Source organism: Reyranella sp. (genome assembly GCF_965228225.1).
Classification (GTDB): Bacteria; Pseudomonadota; Alphaproteobacteria; order Reyranellales; family Reyranellaceae; genus Reyranella.
This window is the reverse complement of sequence record NZ_OZ245801.1, coordinates 1,525,964-1,546,479: the sequence shown is the minus strand read 5'-3', so window position 1 is coordinate 1,546,479 and position 20,516 is coordinate 1,525,964. Positions and strand designations below refer to the sequence as shown.

Below are 20,516 nucleotides of genomic sequence, written 5' to 3'. Positions count from 1 at the left end.
CCCAGTGTAAGCCGTTACGACGGCTGCAAAAGGGCCTTTCGCGCCGAAACGAACTCTTCGACCGCCGACACGAAGCGGTCGCCCTCGGCGTCGCCGATCATGACGTTCAGCGCCACGAAGCCGCGCCGGGCGATCCAGATGCCGGCTGCCACCATGTCGAAATAGAACAGCTCCTTGGCGTCCTGGTTGCTCGACGCGAGGTCGGCTGCGCTCTTGATCGGCCGCGTCGTGGCATGCGCCGTCATCATCGAGCCGATGCCGGAGAACTGAAACTCGACGCCCGCCTTGCGGCAGATCTCGTTCAACCGATCGCGGATCTTGTCGCCGCGATCGTTCAGCTCCTTGGCCGCCTCGGGCGTATAGACTTCGCCATAGCCCGCGACGCCCGCGGCCATGGTGAGCACGTTGTTGTTGAACGTGCCGGCATGCGGCAGCGAATCGGGCTTGGTCGGATCGAACAGCTCCATAATGTCGCGCCGGCCGCCGAAGGCACCGAACGACATGCCACCGCCGATATACTTGCCGAGCGTCGTCATGTCGGGAATCACGCCCGTCTTCTCCTGCAGGCCGCCGGGCGACAGCCGCGAGGTCATGACCTCGTCGAAGATCATGGTGATGCCGCGCGCCTTGGTCTCGCTCCGGACCATCTGCAGGAAGTCGAGATTGCCGGGCAGGCAGCCGCCGCTGCCCTGCATCGGCTCGAGCAGAACGGCGAACAGCTCCTCGCCATGCCTGGCGAGCAGCGCTCGGGTGCCTTCGACGTCGTTGTACGGCGCCACGACATATTCGTAGGGCATGTTGACCGGCGAACCGCCACTCACGAAGTAAAGCACGCCACCGTGATAGCCGCCGTGGAACACCATGACCTTGGTGGCCTTGGTCCGGCCCTTGCGCTGGGCAAAGACGCGCGCGCCCGCGAGAGCCATCACATTGCCCTCGGTGCCGGAGTTGGTGAAACGCACCAGGTCGATCGACGGTATGCGGTCGACCACGAGCTTGGCGAGCTTGCCTTCGCTCTCGTTGCGGCCAGCGAAGTTCCAGCCATGGTCGAGCGCCTTGTCGATCGCCTTACGGATCACCGGATGGGAGTGGCCGTAGATGCCGGCGGTATATTCGCCCAGCACATCGATATATTCGTGGCCGTCCGCGTCCCACAGCTTGCAGCCGGCGCCGCGCACCACCGTGAGCGGGAACGGCGAATTGTGGAGTGTCGTGCGGGTGTTGCCGCCCGGCATGGCGACGCAGGCATCCTGGTGACGGCTGAAGCTCTTCGGATTGCGGTCGATATAGGCCTGCTTGGCCTCCGTCAGGGCGGACTGCAAATCGGAATTCACCAGCACTTGATCGGGCACATCACTCTCCTCGGATGAGGCCGCGAGTATCACACGACGTTGAGTTCCCGGATAGGCCGGCCCGATTCAATGCGGTCATAACCAAAAGTATTGAGATCGAGCGTTCGGTAATCCCCATGCACGATCAGTTCGGCGACGGCGCGGCCCACCGCCGGAGACTGCTGGATGCCGTGGCCTGAAAAGCCGGTGGCGAAGATCAGGCTCTCGATTCTCGGATGGCGGCCGACGATGCCGTTCTGGTCGAACGTGTTGTACTCGTAGTAGCCGGCCCAAGCGTTAACGACCTTGGCCGCCTCGAAGGCCGGCACGCGCGCCGCCAGCGTGGGCCACACCATCTCGTCCCATTCCGGGTGTTGCACCTCGAGCGGCGCGCCGGCGGCGTCGTTGCCCTCGGCCGGCGTGGTGCCGGCGATGTAGAAGCGGCCCTCCGGCCGAAACCAGGTACCCGATGGATCGATGGTGAGCGGCGTCAGGCCCGGCGCCTCGCGCACGTCGAACACGAACACCGAGCGCCGCCGCGGTTCCACCGGCAGGGCGATGCCGGACCGCGCCGCCACCTCGCCGGACCAGGGTCCAGCCGCCAGAACGACCGTGCGCGCTTCCAGTCGCCCGCCTTCCTTGAGATCCACGCCGCCCGCATCGAACGAGACGACCTCGTCGGCAATGTAAGTCGCGCCCAGATCCCGCGCCGTACGCCGAAACCCCTGCATCAGCGACGGCCCGTCGAACCAGCCTTCGTTGGCCGTGCCGTGCGAGGCCAGCGCCAGCCCCTCCTCCGAGATCCAGGAAAAGCGCGCCTTCAAGGCCGCCCGATCGAGCAGCTCGACCGCACATCCCTCGCCCTTCTGGATGGCATGGTTTGCACGCAGAACCGCCTCGCCCGCCGGGCTGGCGAGGAAGAGATAGCCCGGCTCCTTGAGGCCCAGATCGACGCCGAGCAGGTCGCGGGCGCGCCGCAGGAACCCGATCCCGTAGCGCGACAAATGGATGTTGAGCGGAGTCGAGAACTGCTGCCGGATCGAACTCGCCGAAAGCGCCGAGGAAGCCCGCGTATAGGCGGGATCGCGCTCCACCACCGTCACGGTGCCGTCGAACGACCGATCGGACTTCAGGTGATAGGCGACGGAAGACCCCATTGCCCCGCCGCCGATCACCACGACATCCGACTTCATCGCCGCCGCCACACCTGCAGCCGGGCGAAGAGGAAGCGGTCGGCGATCAGGTGCGCGGCCTTGACCGCGGCCGAGGTGAGCACGATCACGACGCAGAGCGCCGCCGCGGCAGCGGTCGTCCCCGCCTCCTCGATGTTCACCGCCGCCACCGAGGCGAGCTTGGTGTCGGGGGCGTAGAGGAAGATCACCGACGACACGGTCGTCATGGCGTTGACGAACAGGTAGATCGCGATGTCGAGGATGGCCGGCAGGCAGATCGGCGCCGTCACGCGCATGAACGTCTTCCAGATCGGCACCTTGAGCGAGGCCGACACCGCCTCGAACTCCGGGTCGATCTGTTTCAGGGCCGTCGTCGCCGTGAGGTGGCCCACCGTATAAAAGTGCGCCACCGTGTTCAGCACCAGGATGCCCATGGTGGCGTAGAGGAAGTTGAGCGGGTTGTTGGGCGCGTTGAAGAAGAAGATGTAGCCCAGGCCCAGCACGAGGCCCGGCACCGCCATCGGCAGGAAGGCCAGCAACTGCACGACGCCGCGCATCATGCCGAAGCCGCGCGTCTTCTCGTTCAGCCAGGCGCCGGTGAACATCAGCACCGTTCCGAAGACCGCCGCGCCCAGCGCCATGCGCACCGAGTTCCAGTAGGAATCCCAGCCGTTGGAATCGAACTTGGCGAAGTCGTAATTGTCGAGCGTCAGGCTGAGATTGTAGGGCCAGTACTTGATCAGCGAGCCCCAGATCGCCATGCCGAGGATCGTGAGGATGGCAGCCGACACCGCCGCGCAGAACAGGGTGAAGAACAGGTCGCGCGCGAACTTCGGCCGCGGCACCAGCGGCACGGCGCGCGCGGTGAGCAGCGCCACCTGCTTGCGCTGCACCAACCGGTCGACGAGGAAGGCCAGTGCAGCCGGCGCCAGCAGCACCATGCCCACGACCGCGCCCATCGAGAAGTCCTGCTGGCCGATCACCTTCTTGTAGACGTCGGTCGCCAGCACGTTGAAGTTGCCGCCGATCACCTTGGCAATGCCGAAATCGGTCATCACCAGCGTGAACACCACCAGCGCGGCGCTGATCAGCCCGTACTTCGCGCCGGGCAGGGTCACGGTGAAGAAGATGCGGCGCTTCGAGGTCCCCAGCACGTCGGCCGCTTCATAGAGGCGGGCGTCCGCTGTCGCGAGCGCGGTCGCCAGGATCAATGTCGCGTGCGGGAAGCAGTAGAAGACCTGCGCGATCACGATGCCGTCGATGCCGTAGATCGAGCCGCCGCCCAGCAGCGCCTTGAAGAAGCCCTGCGTGCCGAACAGGTAGATCAGCGCAATGCCCGGCAGTAGCGACGGCGCGAAGATCGGGATCAGCGAGATGCCCTGGAACAGCCAGCGCATCGGCAGCACCGTGCGCGTCAACGCATAGGCATAGAGGAACGCCAGCGGCACGACGATCACCGTCGTGATCGAGGCGACCTGGAAGCTGTTCAGGGCCGACTGGAACAGCGCCGGCGTGGAGAAATACGAGGCGTAGTTGGCCAGGCCGATGAACCTGCCGTCGCGGTCCTCGAAGCCCTTGGCGAGCAGCGCCCACAGCGGCAGGCCCACCATGACCAGCAACACGCCGGCCAGCACGACCACACCGGCGCGCATCATCAGGTCGTCGCGCGACAGGCCGACCTTCAGTCCCGGTACCGCCAGGCTCACGGGCAGCTTCCCCTCACGCGAAGACCCTGAGCCGGTCGGTCGGCAGGGCGATGTCGAGCTTCGTGCCGATGTCGACGCCGAGATCGCGGATCAGGTTGCTGGAGAAGTCGGCCGTCACGGCGACATCGGCCGCCGCCCGCGCCCGCAGCGTGGCGCGACAGAAGGCACCGACGAAATCCAGCTCGGCCACCTCGACCGGCACCCGGTTGGAAATATCGGCCGGCAGGTCGCGCACGCGCACGTCCTCGGGCCGGATGCAGAGGCTCACCTTCTGGCCGGGCGCGAGCCCGTCCTGGACGGGACAGGCGAAATCGACGCCCGCCACCCGCACCTTGTCCGGCGCCATCAGGGTCCCGGCCAGGAAATTCATCGAGCCCACGAAGTCGGCCACGAAGGCCGTCGCGGGCCGGCGGTAGATCTCCTGCGGCGTGCCGACCTGCTCGATGGCGCCCTGGTTCATGACCACGATGCGATCGGCCATGGTCAGCGCCTCCTCTTGGTCGTGCGTCACCATGATGGTGGTGACGCCGAGCGTCCGCTGCAGCGCCTTGATCTCGTGGCGCAGCCGCAGGCGGACGCGGGCATCGAGGGCCGACAGCGGCTCGTCGAGCAGCAGCAGACCGGGCGAGGTCGCGAGCGCGCGCGCCAGCGCCACCCTCTGCTGCTGGCCGCCCGAGAGCTGGGCCGGATATTTCGGCCCGGCATCGGGCAGGCCGACCAGTGCCAGAAGTTCAGTGACCCGCTTGGCGATCGCGCCCCTGTTCTGTCGCCGGTTCACCAGCCCGTAGCCGACATTGTCGGCCACGGTCAGGTTGGGAAACAGTGCATAGGACTGGAACACGATGCCGAAGTCGCGCTGCGCTGGCGGCAGCGACGACACGTCCCGCCCCTTCTGCCGGATCGTGCCGGAGGTCTGGGGATCGAGGCCGGCAATGGCCCGCAGGAGGGTCGTCTTCCCGCAGCCCGAGGGGCCGAGAAAGCAGACGAACTCGCCCTCGACGACGTCGAGCGAGACGTCGCCGAGAGCCGAGAAGTCACCGAACCGCTTGGAGAGGTTGCGGACCTCGAGGTAGTTCGCCACCTAACCCGTCACTTGGCCTTGGGCGCGGACTTGCCGTCGTAGCGCTTGGTCCACTCCGCCAGGATGCGGTCGCGGTTCTTGGCCATCCACTCGACGTCGTTCTTCACCATCACCTTCTCGAGGTTCGGCGGATAGTTCGGCGGCGTGATGGCGACGCCCGGAAAGGCGACGATGGGATAGGTCTTGGCATAGAGCTCGTTGGCCTTCTTGGAAGCCGCCCAGTCGGCGAGCTTCTTGGCGGCGTCGAGGTTCTTGGTGCCCTTGACGATGGCGGTCACCTCGAGTTCCCAGCCCAGGCCTTCCTTCGGGATCACCAGTTCGAGCGGCGCGCCCTTGGTCTTCTCCGAGGCGCCGCGGGTGTCGAGGCCGATGCCGATCAGGCGCTCGCCCTTGGCGGCCTGGACGCAGGGCGCCGAGCCCGAGTGGATGTACTGCGCGATGTTCTGGTGGAGCGCGTCCATGTACTTCCAGCCCGCTTCCTCGCCCATGATCTGCAGCCAGGCCGCGATGGTGAGATAGCCCGTGCCCGACGAGGCCGGGTTCGGCATCACGATCGAGTCCTTGTATTCCGGCTTGATCAGGTCGGCCCAGCTGGTCGGGACCGGCTTGTTGGCCTTCTTGCCTTCCGCTGTGTTGAAGCAGACCAGCGAGAGATAGGCATCCATGCCGACCCAGGTCTGGGGCGACTTGCCGCTCAGGAACATCGGGTTGAGGGCGGTGGCGCCGGCCGGCGTATAGGGCTCGAGCATGCCCATCGAGGCCATCATGCCGACGTTCGAGGCCGCGAGACCCCAGATGATGTCGGCGCGGGGATTGTCCTTCTCGGCCATCAGCTTGGCGGCGACGACGCCCGTGGAATCGCGCACCCAGGCGATCTCGATCGTGGGATTGTCGGCCTCGAAGGCTTTCTTGAACGGGTCGAGCTGGTCGTTCTCCAGCGCGGTGTAGACCGTGAGCCTGGTCTTCTGCGCGAAGGCCGGCGACGCGAGGCCGGCCATGGCGAGTGCGGCAGCGCCCGCGAGCGCGGCGCGCCTGAAGATGGTGCGATCGATCATTTCGTTAATCCCCCTGGTCTTCCAACCCCTGTAGAACGCCTGCAGCTACAGGCCGTTCATGACCGTTATGTTACACTTCCCGCAAACGCGTGCACGCGGCCTTCTCACCCTTCCCCAGACAATTTGTTGCCGACATCCACCAGCCATCCCCGGACGCCCCGCTCCTCGTCCCGGTCCAGCGGTCGAGCCGCCCCTCGACGTCCATGACGCGGGCCCGGACCAAGTTGTGAACGATCACGTTGATCGTTTGCGGGATCAGGAACGTCAGCCTAGCAAGCGCCACGCCAGAGCGGGACCAGGCTTCGCCTTGCGCTTCATTTCGGTGAAAACACCTTCTTCAGCTCACTGGTCGGGATCGTCTCGCGCATCCATTGGAAACGGCCGGCCTTCATCTCTTCCGCGCCCTTCATGAAGGCCGCCAGGGCAAGCCGGGAGAGCGCGCCGCCAACGCTGATCCGCTTCACGCCCGTCGCCGCGATCTGTTCCGCCGTCAGGTCCGGATCGCCGGCGCTCATGACGACGTTCAGCGGCTTGGCCACCTCCGACGCCACGCTGCGCATCGTCGCAAGATCGTGGAGGCCGGGCGCATAGAGCACGTCGGCTCCGGCCTTCTCGAAGGCCTGCAGGCGCCGGATCGTATCGTCGAGGTCCTTCACGCCGCGGATCAGGTTGTCGGCCCGGGCGGTGAAGGTGAAGGGCACATCCAGCGAGCGCGCCATCTCGGCTCCCGCCGCCACGCGCTCCACGGCGTGGTTGAAGTCGTAGATCCGTTCGCCGCTCCAATCCTCGATCGAGCCGCCGACGATGCCGACCGCCGCCGCGTCGCGCAGAATCGTCGCCGCTTCCTTCGGGTCGTCGGCATAGCCGTTCTCGAGATCGGCATTCACCGGCAGGTCGGTGGCGCTCGCGATCACGCGGCAGTTCTCCAGCAGCTCGGCGCGGCTCACTGCATTGTCGCCGTCGACGCGACCCAGCGCGTTCGACATGCCCAGGCTCGTCGTAGCCAGCGCCTCGAAGCCCAGCGACTGCAGCAGCCTGGCGGTGCCCGCATCCCACGGATTGGGCAGGAGCAGCAGGCCGGGCCGCTCGTGCAGTTCGCGAAACACCCGTCCTTTTTCAGCCTGGCTGCGCATCCCGCTTCCTCCGCTTTCTGCTAAGGAACACCGATGGACACGACCGCGCAACGGGAACTCGCCCGCCTCCTCGCCTCCCTGCGCCGCGAGCAGCGCAGCCAGAGCGGCCTCGCCCCGCACCTCGTGCCGCCGGACAAGGCGACGGCCTATCGGATCGCGGGCATGGTCGCCGAGGAGCTGGGCTGGCCGGTGATGGGCTGGAAGATCGCGGCGATGAAGGAGGAGATGCAGCAGGCGCTGCGGACGGATTCACCGATCTACGGCCGAGTCTATTCCCTGACCGAGACACCGCACACCGTCGCGCATGCAACGCTGGCAAGCCCCATCCCCGAGGTCGAGTACCAGGCGAAGCTCGGCCGCGATCTGCCGCCGCGCGAGAAGCCCTACACGGCCGAAGAGGTGACCGATGCGGTTGCCTCGCTGCATCCCGGATTGGAGCTGGCGGAGTGCCGTTTCATCCATGACGCATCGTTTCCGCCGCTGCCCGCGATCCTGGCCGACGGCGCCGGCTCCGGAACGATCGTCTATGGCCCCGCCATCGACGACTGGCGCAACCGCGACATCCCGGGTCAGGAGGCGACCCTCTCGTCGAACGGCCGGCTGCGTCGCAAGGGCACGGCGGCCGCCGCGCTCGATCACCCGATGATCCCACTCACCTGGCTCGCCAACGAACTGTCGCGCACCGGCGTCGGCATGAAGGAAGGTCAGATGATCAGCACCGGCACGCTGACCGGCATGCTCGCACCGAAGCCCGGCGAGACCTACGTGGCGGATTTTGGCTCCTTCGGCTCGGTGACCGTTTCGATTAGTTGACCGCACCGCACCAAGTCGAGCTTTCCCTAACTACCTCGCCCTGAGGAGCGGTCCGTAGGACCGCTCCTCAGGGCGAGGGGGGGAATGGGTGGTTTCGACGTGAAGAAGAATCTACTTCGTGAACACCATCGCCTTGTCGCGCAGCGAGCCATGCCGAAGGGTCAAGAGGTCGAGCACGTAGTTCTGGTAGAGCTTCCACGGACGCTTGCTGCCCTGCTTGGGCTGGTGCGGCAGGGCGCGCTGGATGTAGCCCGACGAGAAGTTGACCCAGGGCTCTTCCGTCAGGGTCGGGTCACTGTTGTGCGGAACCGCCTTGGTGAAGCCCTTGCGGTCCATGTAGTTCAGGAGCCGGCAGACATACTCGCAGACCAGGTCGGCCTTCAGGGTCCAGGACGCATTGGTGTAGCCGAAGACCGCGACGAGGTTGGGCACGTCGGAATACATCATGCCCTTGTAGATCATGGTGTCGGACGGCTTCACCGGCTTGCCGTCGACCACCAGCTTCGCGCCGCCCAGCGGCTGCACGACCAGACCGGTCGCCGTCACCACCACGTCGGCTTCGAGTTCGGCACCCGACTTCAGCTTGATGCCGGTCTCGGTGAAGGTCTCGATCGTGTCGGTGACCACCGATGCCTTCTTCTTGCGAATGGCGCGGAACAGGTCGGCATCCGGCACCAGGCAGAGTCGCTGGTCCCAGGGATTGTATTTCGGCGTGAAGTGCGTGGCGACGTCGTAGTCCGGCCCCAGCATCTGGCGCACGCCGCCCAGGATCAGGCTCTTCACCTTCTCCGGCTTACGCTTGCACATCTGGTAGAAATACATGCCCATCAGCACGTTCTTCCAGCGTGTCGCCATGTAAGCGAGTTTGAGCGGCAGCCGGCGCCGCATCTTGTTGGCGAACGGGTCCTGCGCCGGGCGCGCCACCACATAGGTCGGCGAGCGCTGCAGCATGGTGACGTGACCGGCGGTCTCGGCCATCGACGGCACGACGGTGACCGCCGTGGCGCCGCTGCCGATCACCACGACCTTCTTGCCGGCATAGTCGAGATCCTGCGGCCAGTGCTGCGGATGCACCACCCTGCCCTTGAAGCCGTCGATGCCCGGGAACTCCGGCAGGTAGCCTGCCTCGTAGCGGTAATAGCCGCTACACATCCACAGGAAGCCGCAGGAAATGAACACGCGCTCTCCGCCGCGCTCGATCTCGACCGTCCATTGGGCGTCCGGCGTCGACCACGACGCGCCGACCACGCGATGGCCGTAGCGAATGTGCCGATCGATGCCGTGATCGCTCGCGACCTCGCGGATATAGCTCAGGATCGACGGACCGTCGGCGATGGCCTTGGCGTCCTTCCACGGCCGGAAGCGGTAGCCCAGCGTGTACATGTCCGAATCGGACCGCACGCCGGGATAGCGGAACAGATCCCACGTTCCGCCGCTCGCCGCGCGGCCCTCGAGGATCGCGTAGCGCTTGCCCGGACAGTTCTTCTGCAGGTGCCAGGCGGCGCCGATGCCCGAAAGCCCGGCCCCGACGATCAGCACGTCGAAATGTTCAGTTGCTGTGCGACTCTGCGGCGCGGGCGCTGCGATTGTATCCATCCGGACTTCATCGCGGAAAGAAATGGGACTGGCAACTCGCCTTTGCCGCCTGCCCCAGCCCGCTCCTAGAGCGCCGCCGTGATGATGATCTCGATCAGGTCGCCTTCGGGCATGACCGACTGGACGAAGGAGCGCACGGGGCCGTGGTTGGCCGGCATCCAGGTGGCCCAGGCCTCGTCGAAGGCCGGCTTGTTGTCGTGGTCGGTGACGACGATCTCGGCCTTCACGATGCGCGTCCGGTCGACGCCGGCCTCCTTCAGGTAGCCGTCGATCACGCCCAGCGCACCCAGGGTCTGGACGCGGATGTCCTGCGTCCGGTCCGGCGAGGTCGCCACCCCCCACAGGAAGCCGCCGCCGCCCGGCAGCCGATAGACGGCGACCGAGGATTTGGCCGGCACCCTCGGATTGGGCACGCGCGTGATGTCGTTGGTACTCATGTTTCGATACCCTCAAGAACCTGTCGACACTACGCCGCCGCCGCCATCGCCGACCAATGACTTCGACGCGGCCATGCTATGCTCGCCCTTCACGCGAACACGAGGGAGACTGTCATGGCCACGAACGTCAAGCAGATGATCGAAGCAGCCAATGCCGCCGTGCCGCGGGTCACGCCGGCAGAGGCCCGGGAGATGATCGCCAAGGGCAACACGCTGGTCGTCGACGTGCGCGACGCGGCCGAGGTCTCCAACAGCGGCAAGGTCGCGGGCGCCGTTCACGTTTCCCGCGGCATGCTGGAGTTCCGTGCCGACCCCGAGTCGCCCGCCCACGACAAGGCCTTCGACAAGGCCAAGACGGTGATCGTCTATTGTGCCTCCGGCGGCCGCTCGGCGCTCAGCGGCAAGGTGCTGAAGGACTTCGGCTACGCCAACGTCTTCAACCTCGGCGCCTTCAAGGACTGGGTCGACAGCGGCGGCGCGGTCGACAAGGCCTGACGCCTACCGTCCGTCGTCGAACTTGAGCTGCTGGATCGCCGTCATCAGCTTGGCGATCTGGGTGCGCTGGGCGTCGTCGAGCGGCTTGTTGTCGGGCAGTGGCTGCAGCAGCAGCTCGACGTCCTCCAGTTCTTTCACGAGATTATAGGCCTTGTTGGTCTTCTCCTTCTCCGTGCCGGCGAGCAGCGGATAGACCGAAAGATAGAGCGAGGCGAGGCTGCGGTTCTGCAGCTCCGGCGTGACCGGGATCGCACTCTTGAACACGCCGCTCAGGGCCGCTTTCGCGTCCCCGACGGTGACGGCGCGGCGCAGCAGGAAGTTCATGCCGTCGAGCCGATGCTCGATCTCGAAGCGATGGCTGATCAGGTCCGCCCGGTTCTTCTGATCGACCTCATGCTGGTGCTGGACCTGCTGCAGGAAGGCAGCACCACCGGTGAGGACGACCGAAGACAAGAGCCACATGCCCACCGAGCTGTTCAGGAACTCGTAGAGCTTGGCGCCGAAACCCGGCGGCGGAGGGGGCGGCGGCGGCTCGGCCGCGGGGCTTGCAGATTCCTCTTCAAGGGATTTGCGAATTGAATGGCGATAGCGCTCCTCGGCCGCGATGCGTTTCATCTCGTCTTCGGTCAGCATCTCGAAACTCTACTCCTTCATGAACGCATTGAGGTCGCCCGTCGGAATCGCCCGGTCGAGATAGGTGAAGGTGCCCTTCTCCTTCACCTCGGTGGCCGCATCGATCAGGCCCGTCATCGCGACACGATAGAGCGAGGTGGCGAGGCTGATTCGCTTGACGCCGGCGGCCTCGAGCTCGGCCTTGCTGAACGACTTTCCCTTGATGCCGACCATGAAGTTGAAGGGCTTGCGCAGCGCGCCGCAGACTTTCTTGACCGCAGCCAGATCGGGCAGGCCGGGAGCGAACAGGACATCGGCACCGGCCGCCTCATAGGCCTGCAGGCGCTTGATCACGTCGCCAAGGTCCGCCTTGCCGCGCAGGAACCCTTCGGCACGCGCCGTCAGAACGAATGGTACCGGCAGCGAACGCGCCGCATCGACCGCGGCCTTGATGCGCGTGGCGGCCGTCTCGATGTCGAACAGCGGCTGGTCCGGATTGCCGGTCGCATCCTCGATCGAGCCGCCGACCAGACCGACCCCCGCCGCCTGGCGGATCGTCTCCGCCGCGTCGTTGGGCGAATCGCCGAAGCCCTTCTCGAGATCGGCCGCCACCGGCAGGTCGGTGGCATTCACGATCAGCCGCGCATTGGCCAGGGCCTCGTCCCGCGTCACCCGGCCATCGCGCTTGCCCAGCACGCCCGCCTTGGCGCCGCTCGAGCTCGCCAGCGCCTCGAAGCCGAGCCCGGCCAGGATGCGGGCCGATCCCCCATCCCACGGATTGGCAATGACGAATGCGCCCGGCGACTCGTGGAGCGCCCGGAATTTGCGGGCCTTCTCGGCCTGGCTGACACTCATGAAACGCTTCCCCCCATGCGAAAGACCCGGCGGAGTTTGTCCCGCCCGCTCTCTGCAAGACAATGGAGATTATTTCAACGCCGCCGCGTGTCTGGCCGCGACGACCCGGCGCCAGCGCGTATAGGGCAGCGTGATCGCCACCGAGATGGCGATATAGATCGAGATCACAACGGCCATGCGTCCCCCCGGCAGCGACGTCGCGACGACCACCGCGACGCCGATGTGGCGGGTCGCGCAGGCGACGGCGAGCGCCGAACGGTTTTCCTCCTTCGGTCCGCCGACCAAGTGGCCGATGACCAGGGCAATGAGGATCAGGAGCGCGAGGGCCGCGATACCCTGCCATTTGACCTCGAGCACCACATGCCAGTTCACGGCCAGCAGCACGACCGCCGCCAGCGTCATGGCCAATCCCGCCAGGCCGACCACCCGCCCGCCGGTCCACACCGCAAACTTCGGGATGAATCGGCGCACCGCCATGCCCGCCAGCAGTGGCAGGAAGAACGACTCGCCCAGGACCAGCGCCGCCTTTTCCGGTGCGAGGCGCGGCAGTCGAGGGAACAGCGGGCCGAGCATCTCGAGCCACAGCGGCACGAGGATCACGGCCAGTACCGACGAGAGCACGACGAGGCTGAAGGTGTATGCCCCGTCGCCGATGCCCAGCAGCTTGCGCGGGAGCAGCGGCGCCCCGGATGAGACCGCGAGCACCAGCAGGCCGGCTTCCGCCCCCGCCGGCAGCGGCAGGAGAATGACCAGCCCGACGGCCGCCAGCGGCACCAGCACGTACATGGCCAGCAGGGAGCGCAGCAGCAGCGCGGGATGCCGGAACAGGCGGACCGCGTCGTGCAGCGACGAATCGAGGCCGATGCCGAAGATGATGACCGTGACGGTGATCTTGAGGACGACGAGAAGGGTGACGGTCATGGTTGAGGCTAACGCACGGTCAGCGAATCATCAGCCCTCCAATACTCCACAGGCCGCTCGCTCGCGCTGGGCGCGAGCGCAGACCGTTACCGGCCGGGCTTCCGAGCCGGATAACACGACGACTGCACCAATTCTTGTTGCAGCGGCACTGCCGAAGCGCGCAAATGGTCCATGATCGCGCAGGGTTTGCCACAAGAGCAGACTGCATCGTCGACGGACCGCGGTCTCGGGGAGAGAATATCATGCAGCGCCGTAGCCTGATGACCGCCCTTGCCGCTGCGCTCGCGGTCAGCGTTTCGCGCGCCGCCCAGGCACAGGACACGACCAAGAAGCCGTTCACGGCCGAACAGCTCGACCAGATGCTGGCGCCGATCGCGCTCTACCCCGACGCCGTGCTCGCGCAGACCCTGATGGCGGCGAGCTATCCCCTCGAGGTCGTCGAGGCGGCGCGCTGGTCCAAGGCCAATCCGACGTTGAAGGGCGACGCCGCGGTCACGGCCGTCAACGACAAGAGCTGGGACGTCAGCGTCAAATCACTGGTCGCCTTCCCGCAGGTCCTCAGCCAGCTCAGCGACAATCTCGACTGGATGCAGAAGGTCGGCGACGCGATGATCGCCCAGCAGCAGGATGTCGCCGATTCGATCCAGCGCCTGCGCGCCAGGGCGGCCGACGCCGGCAACCTGCAGAGCGGCAAGGAGCAGACGGTCACCTCGCAGGGATCGGGCACCGACCGCACGATCGTCATCGCGCCGGCCAACCCGGAAGTGATCTACGTCCCGGCTTACAATCCCAACACCGTCTACGGCACCTGGCCCTATCCGGCCTATCCGCCGACCTACTATCCGCCGCCGCCCGGCTACGGCTATGGCTCCGCCCTGCTGCGCGGCCTGATGTTCGGGGTCGGCATCGCCGCCGCCGGCGCGATTTTCGGCGGCTGGAACTGGGGACGCGGCAACAGCTACGTCAACGTGAACGTCAATCGCGCGGTCAACATCGACCGCAACTTCAACGTCAACAACATCAACAACGGTCGCTGGCAGCACGAGCCGATCCACCGCAAGGGGGTGGCCTACCGCGATCCCGCGACCCGCGAGCGCTTCAATCAGGTGCGCCCGGGCGTCGACCAGCGCCAGGAATTCCGCGGCCGCCTCGAGAACCGCCCCGCGGGGGGTGGACAAGCCAACGCGCGCCCGGCCCCGGCGAACCGCCCGGCCGGCGGGGGCCCGGCGCAGCGGCCCAACGTCGCCAATCGCGCGGCCGGTGGTCAGCATCCCAATATCCCGAATAACGCTGGCGCCCCGCGCGGCGGCGGCGCCATTCGCGGCGTGAACAATGGCCAGCAAGTCAATCGCGAGGCCGCACGCGGCCGGGCGCAGCAGTCCCGGGCGGCGACGCATCCATCTGGCGGCGGCGGTGGCGCGCGTGCCGGCGGAGGCGCGGCGCGCGGCGGTGGCGGCGGTGGCGGTGGCGGTGGCGGTGGCGGCGGTGGTGGCCACGCCGGCGGCGGTGCGCACGGAGGAGGACGGCGATGAACGCTTCACTGCTCAGGACGGCAATCCTGGCCCTCTTCCTGGTCGGCAGCCTCGCAGCCGGACTGTCGACGATCGGATGGGCGCAGACGGCCAAGCCGCAGGGCTACGCCACCCCCGAGGCGGCTGCCGATGCACTCACAGAGGCGATCCGGCGCGACGACGACAAGGCGGTCAGCGCCGCGCTGGGCTCCGGCTGGCGCGACTTCGTGCTCGGCCGGCCCGAGGACGAGGAGCGCACGCGCGAGAAGTTTCTCCAGGCATGGGACGCCGGCCACAAGGTCGTGGTCGACGGCAACAAGGCGACGATCGAGGTCGGCACGACGGGCTGGACCAGTCCCATCCCGCTCGTAAAGGATGGCGATCAGTGGCGCTTCGACGGCGAAGCCGGCCGCAAGGAGATCATCGCCCGGCAGATCGGACGCAACGAGCTGTCGGTCATCCAGAGCCTGCTGGCGCTGGTCGACGCCGAGCATGAATACGCGGCCCTCGACCCCATGAAGGTCGGCGCACCGGTCTATGCGCGGCGGCTGCTCAGCTCGCCGGGCAAGAAGGACGGGCTTTACTGGGATGCCGCGCCCGGCGAACCGGAGAGCCCGATCGGGCCTGCCCTCGCGACGGCACAGGCCCAGGGCCAGGGCGGCACCGAAGACGGCTATTACGGCTACCGCTTCCGACTGCTCTATTCCCAGGGCCCCGATGCGCCGGGCGGCGCATACGACTATCTGGTGAAAGGCCGGATGATCGGCGGCTTCGCCATCCTCGCCTGGCCGGTCCGCTACGGCGACACCGGCGTGATGAGCTTCATGGTCAACCAGGACGGCGTCGTCTACGAGCAGGATCTCGGTCCCGAGACGGCGGCGAAGGCCGCCGCCATCAACGTCTACAATCCGGACAAGACCTGGGAGAAAGCAGACGTGACGCCGCCGTGACGGCGGGCGCTAGCCCGGCCAGGGCAGCGACCAGGTCTTCACGTTGGTGAAGCTCTTCATCGCCTCGAGCACGCCTTCCTTGTAGCCGAGGCCCGAATCCTTGATGCCGCCGAAGGGCGACATCTCGATGCGGTAACCCGGCACTTCCCAGACGTTCACCGTGCCGACCTGCAGCTCGTCGACGAACTTCGTGATGTAGTCGAGCCGGTCGGTGCAGACGCCCGACGACAGGCCGTAAGCCGTGCCGTTCGAGACCTGGATGGCATGGGAGATATCCCTCACGCGGATGATCGGGATCGCCGGGCCGAACGTCTCCTCGCGTACCAGCTCGGCCTGCGGGTCGACATGATCGACGACGGTGGGAGGAAAGAGCGCGCCCTCGCGGTCGTTGCCATGGAGGAGCTTGGCGCCGTGCTTCGCCACCGCTTCGCTCACGCGGTTCTGGAACAGCGTCGCGGCGCGCTCATGGATCACGGTGCCGACATCGGTCTCGGGATCGAGCGGATCGCCGGCCTTGAGCTTCTTGGCCTTGGCCAGCACCCTCTCGACGAAGGCATCGGCCACCTTGTCGACGACCAGGATCCGCTTCACCGCGGTGCAGCGCTGGCCGGAATTCTTGGTGGCACCGGCGACGGCCAGTTCGGCTGCCTTGTCGAGGTCGGCATCCTCCATGACGATCAGCGGATCGTTGCCGCCCAGCTCCAGCACGATGCGCTTGTAGCCCGCCTTCTCGGCGATGTACTTGCCGACCCGGACGGAGCCCGTGAAGGTCACGAGATCGGCGCGCGGATCGACGATCATCGCGTCGCCGATGTCGGACGGATTGCCGGTGATGACCGACAGCATCTCCGGCGGCAGACCCGCCTCGTAGAGCGTGTCGGCCAGGAACAGCGCCGTGAGCGGCGTCAGCTCGGTTGGCTTCAGCACGACGCAGTTGTTGGTCGCGAAGGCCGGCGCCAGCTTGTGCGCCACCATGTTCAGCGGATGGTTGAACGGCGTGATCGCCGAAATGGCGTTCAACGGCTGACGCAGGGTGAAGATCTTGCGCGACTTGCCGTGCGGGGTGAGATCGCAGGAGAAGGTCTGCCCGTCGTCCAGCATGCAGAGCTGGCCGGCGAAGGTGAAGACGTCGTAGGCGCGGCCGACCTCGTAGAGCGTGTCCTTCAGGCAGAGGCCCGATTCCAGCGTGATCAGGCGCGACAACTCTTCCTTGCGCGAAACCAGCAGGTCCGCCGTCTTGAGCAGGATCTGCTGGCGCTGATAGCGCGTCAGCTTCGGCTTGTAGTCGTGGGCGATCTGGAACGCCTCCGCCACCAGCTCGGGCGTGGCGCGCGGCACGGTGCCGACCAGACGGTTGTCCCACGGGAAACGTACTTCGAGACGCGCCTTGGTCTCGACCTTCTTGCCCGCGATGCGGAGATACTCGTGCCGGACGTCTGAGCCCGTGCGGGTGATGGTGTCCATGGAACTCTCTCAGGCGACGAGGTTGAGGGCGAGGTCGAAGGCGTCGAAGTTGCGCCAGCGATGCGTACCGGTGTCAGCATTCGCGAGCTTGCGGTTGCAGAGCAGCGGGACGCGCTGCTCGGACACACCGCCATGGCTGCGCAGCGGCTCGGTGAGGCCCGAGAGATCGTGCCGCGACGCCGAGGTGCCCAGCACCTTGTGCTGCGTCGACACGACGATGAGATCGCCCAGGCGATCGGCCGGCAATTCGAACCTGGCCGCCGCCTCGTCCTTGGTGAGCGCCGCCTCGATGCCCGGCATGGCCTTCAGCTTCGCCGCCCATTCCTTGGCATTGTCGCAATAGACCACCGCGAAGGAGCCCAACGCGCCGTGGTGCACGACATAGGGATCGGTGATCGGCAGGATCACGCGGGCCTTGTCCTTGCCCACCCAGCCGTCGAACACGTCCTGCAGGTAGATGACGTCCGGCTGGCCGTCGCTGCCGAACTTGGCGTTCATGCCATGGTCGGCGGTGACGACGATGGTGCAGCCCAGGGCGTCGAGCTTCGCCAGGTAGCCGTCCATCATGGCGTAGAAGGCATTGGCGACCGGCGTGCCCGGCGCGTGCTTGTGCTGGATGTAGTCGGTGGTCGACAGATACATGATCTCCGGCCGGTCGCGCTCCATCAGCTTGACGCCGGCCGCGAACACGAACTCCGAGAGGCCGGCGCTGTAGACGTCCGGCACACCCATGCCGACCAGCTCGTTCACATGGTCGATGCCATTGTCGGCGAGCGTCGCCTTGTCCGACTTCTCCGACGAGAAGGAACAGGCCTTGCCGGCGCCCAGTTCGAGCCCCTTGCCCAGCAGGCCGCGCAATTTGTCCTTGGCGGTGACGACGGCGATGCGGCAGCCGGCGCGCTGGAAGGCCGGGAACAGCGTCTCGACCCGCAGGAACTTCGGATCGTTCATCATCACTTCCTTGCCCGTCTCGGGATCGAGGAAGTAGTTGCCGCAGATGCCATGGACCGCCGGCGGACGGCCGGTGACGATCGACAGGTTGTTGGGATTGGTGAAGCTCGGCACCACGCAGTCGCCGATCAGGTTGGTGCCCTCTTTCAGCACCTTGGCAAACCACGGCGCCTGGCCCGCCTCGACGGCGCGCTCGATATAGCCGGGCTCCGAGCCGTCGACGCAGACCACGACGACGGGCTGCTTGGGCAGGCGGTAGCTGCGGCCGTTGACGGAAATGTCGCCGCCGCTGACGTTGATGCTGTCGGGTGCCATGTCCTGTTCCCCTACTCTGCGGCCAGTGCCGGGCCGCCGTTGGTGACCCGCATCTCGTCCAGCACCTCGCGGACCGCCGCCAGGGCGCCGCGCATGTGGTCGGGATAGAGCCGGCCGATGCAGCCCATGCGGAACGAATCCGCCACGGTGAGCTTGCCCGGATAAATCACGTAGCCGCGGTCCTTGAGCCCGTCATAGAAGCGCTGGAAGACGAACTTGGGATCGGTCGGCATGTGGAAGGTGACGATGATCGGCGCCTGCAGGTCGTTCGGCAGCAGCGTCTGGAAGCCCATGGCGCGCATGCCGTCGATCAGCACCTTGGCATTCTCGCGATAGCGCTTGCCGCGCCCTGCCACGCCGCCTTCGGCCGCGTGCTCCTCGATCGCCTTGCCCAGCGCCACGATGACGTGAATGGGGGGCGTGAAGCGGTATTGGCCGGTCTTGGCGAAGCCCTCGGCCTGGTCGAACAGGTCGAGCACCAGCGTGGTCGCGTTGCCCTTGCAGTCGGCGAGGGCGCTGTTGCGGCAGACGACGAAGCCGAGGCCGGGCACGCCTTCGAGGCACTTGTTCGAGGAGGCCGCCAGCGCGTCGTAGTGGACGTTGCGCGCGTCGATCTCGATCGCGCCGAAGGCCGACATCGAATCGACCAGCAGGCGGCGACCCTGCTTCTTCACCAGCGCGGCGATCTCTGCGATCGAATTGAGGATGCCCGACGTGGTCTCGCAATGGACGGCGAAGACGTGGGTGATCGCCTTGTCGTCGGCCAGCATCGTCTCGAGCTTGGCAAGATCGGGAGGCGTGTCCTCCGGCGTCTCGTAGGTCGTGACCGCGCGGCCGGCGATCTCGGCGATCTTCTTCGCCCGCTGGCCATAGGCCCCATTGATGACGACGAGGAGCTTGCCCGATTTCGGCACGAAGCTGGTGATCATCGCCTCGACGGCGAAGGTGCCGGAACCCTGCACCGGCACGGTGACGTGCGTTCCTTGGGCGCCCGCAAGCTCGACGATCTTCTCCAGCACCATCTTGTTGATGGCGATGAAGCCCTGATCGCGTGAGCCCCAGTCGTGGACCATGGCCTGCTTCACGCTGGCCGAGGTGGTGAGCGGGCCGGGCGTCAGCAGCAGCGGATCGCCGGTTTCGGAGGCAGCAGGCTTGGTGGTCATGGCGCGGATGATCGTCTCGCTGTTTCTATCCGTCCAGTATATAATCCATATGTTAACTATCGGTTTCCCATATATGACGCCCACCCAGCTCCGCGCCTTCCACCTCGTGGCCGAGGCCGGCTCCTTCTCGGCCGCCGCCCGCGCCTCGGGTCTCAGCCAACCCAATCTCTCCGGCCAGGTGACGGCGCTGGAGAAGGCCTATGGCGTGCACCTGTTCGACCGGCGCGGCCGCAGCGTGACCCCGACCGAAACCGGCCGTCAGCTGCACGGCGTCACCACCCGTCTGTTCTCCCTGCAGGACGAGGCGCAGGCGCTGCTGTTGGGCGAGCAGGCGTTGACCCGCGGGCATCTCAGGATCGCGGCCGATTCTGCGCATCATGTCGTGCCAATCATGGCCGCGCTGCGCGAACGGGCCGGCGGCCTCACCTTCGCCCTGTCGATCGACAATTCCGCGGTCGTGCTGGAGCGCCTGCTGCGCCACGAGGCCGATGTCGCGGTGATGGCCAAGAGCCTGTCCGACCCGCGCCTGCATGCCGTTCGATTGCGCACCGACCGGCTGGTCCTGTTCGCTCCCACCGGCCATGCCCTCGCCAGACGTGGCCGCACGCCCCTCTCGGCACTCGGCGGGCAGGAGCTGGTGCTACGCGAACGCGGCTCGATCACGCGCGAAGTGCTTGAACAGGCCATGGCGGCCGCCGATATCAGGCCGGCGTCGATCGTCGAGGTGCAGACGCGCGAAGGCGTGCGCGAGGCTGTTGCCGCCGGTTTCGGCATCGGCGCGGTGTTCGCGAGCGAGCTCGGCGAGGACCGCCGCTTCCGCCGTATCACCATCACCGACCGCGACCTCGCGGTCGCGGAATATGCCGTGTGCCTGCAGGAGCGTCGGAGGGTGGCACTCGTTCGAGCCTTCATGGACGAAGCGACGCGACTTGCCTCCTGAAGCAGGCAACGTAAC

General features: G+C 66.6%; 19 protein-coding genes. 5 read left to right on the top strand and 14 right to left on the bottom strand.

What is annotated here, in order from left to right; all coding sequences use genetic code 11:
* Positions 1-14: 14 nt before the first annotated feature.
* The 6 genes from ACO07K_RS07415 to ACO07K_RS07390 all read right to left on the bottom strand — a co-directional run bounded on the left by ACO07K_RS07415 (position 15) and on the right by ACO07K_RS07390 (position 7,478).
* Positions 15-1,352: an aspartate aminotransferase family protein gene (locus tag ACO07K_RS07415; protein ID WP_422035270.1), complete on the bottom strand. Its 1,338-nt coding sequence runs from the start codon at positions 1,350-1,352 to the stop codon at positions 15-17.
* Positions 1,353-1,381: 29 nt separating this feature from the next.
* A complete protein-coding gene (locus ACO07K_RS07410) occupies positions 1,382-2,524 on the bottom strand; it encodes an NAD(P)/FAD-dependent oxidoreductase (RefSeq protein WP_422035269.1) in 1,143 nt (380 codons plus the stop codon).
* Entirely contained in the window at positions 2,521-4,158 is a 1,638-nt protein-coding gene (locus ACO07K_RS07405; RefSeq protein WP_422036638.1) for a putative 2-aminoethylphosphonate ABC transporter permease subunit, read from the bottom strand. The genes ACO07K_RS07410 and ACO07K_RS07405 overlap by 4 nt, the downstream gene beginning before the upstream one ends.
* Positions 4,159-4,222: 64 nt before the next feature.
* Positions 4,223-5,290, bottom strand: coding sequence for a putative 2-aminoethylphosphonate ABC transporter ATP-binding protein (locus ACO07K_RS07400; RefSeq protein ID WP_422035268.1), 1,068 nt, complete (start codon positions 5,288-5,290; stop codon positions 4,223-4,225).
* Between the two features lie 8 nt (positions 5,291-5,298).
* The gene (locus ACO07K_RS07395) at positions 5,299-6,345 is read right to left on the bottom strand and encodes a putative 2-aminoethylphosphonate ABC transporter substrate-binding protein (protein WP_422035267.1); all 1,047 of its coding nucleotides are present in this window, start codon (positions 6,343-6,345) and stop codon (positions 5,299-5,301) included.
* 314 nt (positions 6,346-6,659) lie between these two features.
* Positions 6,660-7,478: an isocitrate lyase/PEP mutase family protein gene (locus ACO07K_RS07390; RefSeq protein ID WP_422035266.1), complete on the bottom strand. Its 819-nt coding sequence runs from the start codon at positions 7,476-7,478 to the stop codon at positions 6,660-6,662.
* A 33-nt stretch (positions 7,479-7,511) separates the two neighbouring features.
* On the opposite strand from ACO07K_RS07390, the gene ACO07K_RS07385 reads away from it, so the two are divergent.
* Positions 7,512-8,291: a 2-keto-4-pentenoate hydratase gene (locus ACO07K_RS07385; protein ID WP_422035265.1), complete on the top strand. Its 780-nt coding sequence runs from the start codon at positions 7,512-7,514 to the stop codon at positions 8,289-8,291.
* Between the two features lie 111 nt (positions 8,292-8,402).
* On the opposite strand, the gene ACO07K_RS07380 is transcribed toward ACO07K_RS07385, so the two are convergent.
* Both ACO07K_RS07380 and ACO07K_RS07375 read right to left on the bottom strand, forming a co-directional pair.
* Positions 8,403-9,887, bottom strand: coding sequence for a flavin-containing monooxygenase (locus ACO07K_RS07380; protein WP_422035264.1), 1,485 nt, complete (start codon positions 9,885-9,887; stop codon positions 8,403-8,405).
* Between the two features lie 65 nt (positions 9,888-9,952).
* Positions 9,953-10,324, bottom strand: coding sequence for a RidA family protein (locus tag ACO07K_RS07375; protein WP_422035263.1), 372 nt, complete (start codon positions 10,322-10,324; stop codon positions 9,953-9,955).
* A gap of 114 nt (positions 10,325-10,438) precedes the next feature.
* On the opposite strand from ACO07K_RS07375, the gene ACO07K_RS07370 reads away from it, so the two are divergent.
* Positions 10,439-10,819: a rhodanese-like domain-containing protein gene (locus tag ACO07K_RS07370; protein WP_422035262.1), complete on the top strand. Its 381-nt coding sequence runs from the start codon at positions 10,439-10,441 to the stop codon at positions 10,817-10,819.
* Between the two features lie 3 nt (positions 10,820-10,822).
* Here the strand turns inward: ACO07K_RS07370 and ACO07K_RS07365 are convergent, their stop codons facing one another.
* The 3 genes from ACO07K_RS07365 to ACO07K_RS07355 form a co-directional block, all read right to left on the bottom strand.
* Positions 10,823-11,452: a hypothetical protein gene (locus tag ACO07K_RS07365; RefSeq protein ID WP_422035261.1), complete on the bottom strand. Its 630-nt coding sequence runs from the start codon at positions 11,450-11,452 to the stop codon at positions 10,823-10,825.
* 9 nt (positions 11,453-11,461) lie between these two features.
* Complete coding sequence (locus ACO07K_RS07360) at positions 11,462-12,286, bottom strand: isocitrate lyase/PEP mutase family protein (protein WP_422035260.1); 825 nt, start codon at positions 12,284-12,286, stop codon at positions 11,462-11,464.
* Positions 12,287-12,355: 69 nt separating this feature from the next.
* Positions 12,356-13,207 carry a bile acid:sodium symporter family protein gene (locus ACO07K_RS07355; RefSeq protein WP_422035259.1) on the bottom strand — a complete coding sequence of 284 codons (852 nt, stop codon included), beginning with the start codon at positions 13,205-13,207 and terminating at the stop codon, positions 12,356-12,358.
* Positions 13,208-13,449: 242 nt separating this feature from the next.
* Between ACO07K_RS07355 and ACO07K_RS07350 the strand changes: the two genes are divergently transcribed.
* Positions 13,450-14,739 (top strand): DUF3300 domain-containing protein, encoded by a 1,290-nt coding sequence (locus tag ACO07K_RS07350; RefSeq protein WP_422035258.1) that lies wholly within the window; start codon positions 13,450-13,452, stop codon positions 14,737-14,739.
* The gene (locus ACO07K_RS07345; RefSeq protein WP_422035257.1) at positions 14,736-15,668 is read left to right on the top strand and encodes a DUF2950 domain-containing protein; all 933 of its coding nucleotides are present in this window, start codon (positions 14,736-14,738) and stop codon (positions 15,666-15,668) included. The genes ACO07K_RS07350 and ACO07K_RS07345 overlap by 4 nt, the downstream gene beginning before the upstream one ends.
* 9 nt (positions 15,669-15,677) lie before the next feature.
* On the opposite strand, the gene phnY is transcribed toward ACO07K_RS07345, so the two are convergent.
* Genes phnY through ACO07K_RS07330 form a run of 3 tightly spaced genes read right to left on the bottom strand, consistent with a single transcriptional unit; the run spans position 15,678 to position 19,561 of the window.
* The gene (gene phnY, locus ACO07K_RS07340; RefSeq protein ID WP_422035256.1) at positions 15,678-17,132 is read right to left on the bottom strand and encodes a phosphonoacetaldehyde dehydrogenase; all 1,455 of its coding nucleotides are present in this window, start codon (positions 17,130-17,132) and stop codon (positions 15,678-15,680) included.
* A 9-nt stretch (positions 17,133-17,141) separates the two neighbouring features.
* Positions 17,142-18,398, bottom strand: coding sequence for a phosphonoacetate hydrolase (phnA, locus tag ACO07K_RS07335; RefSeq protein ID WP_422035255.1), 1,257 nt, complete (start codon positions 18,396-18,398; stop codon positions 17,142-17,144).
* Between the two features lie 11 nt (positions 18,399-18,409).
* Positions 18,410-19,561, bottom strand: a complete 1,152-nt coding sequence (locus ACO07K_RS07330; RefSeq protein ID WP_422035254.1) for a 2-aminoethylphosphonate--pyruvate transaminase — start codon at positions 19,559-19,561, stop codon at positions 18,410-18,412.
* 73 nt (positions 19,562-19,634) lie between these two features.
* On the opposite strand from ACO07K_RS07330, the gene ACO07K_RS07325 reads away from it, so the two are divergent.
* Positions 19,635-20,501, top strand: coding sequence for a LysR substrate-binding domain-containing protein (locus tag ACO07K_RS07325; RefSeq protein ID WP_422035253.1), 867 nt, complete (start codon positions 19,635-19,637; stop codon positions 20,499-20,501).
* Positions 20,502-20,516: the final 15 nt, after the last annotated feature.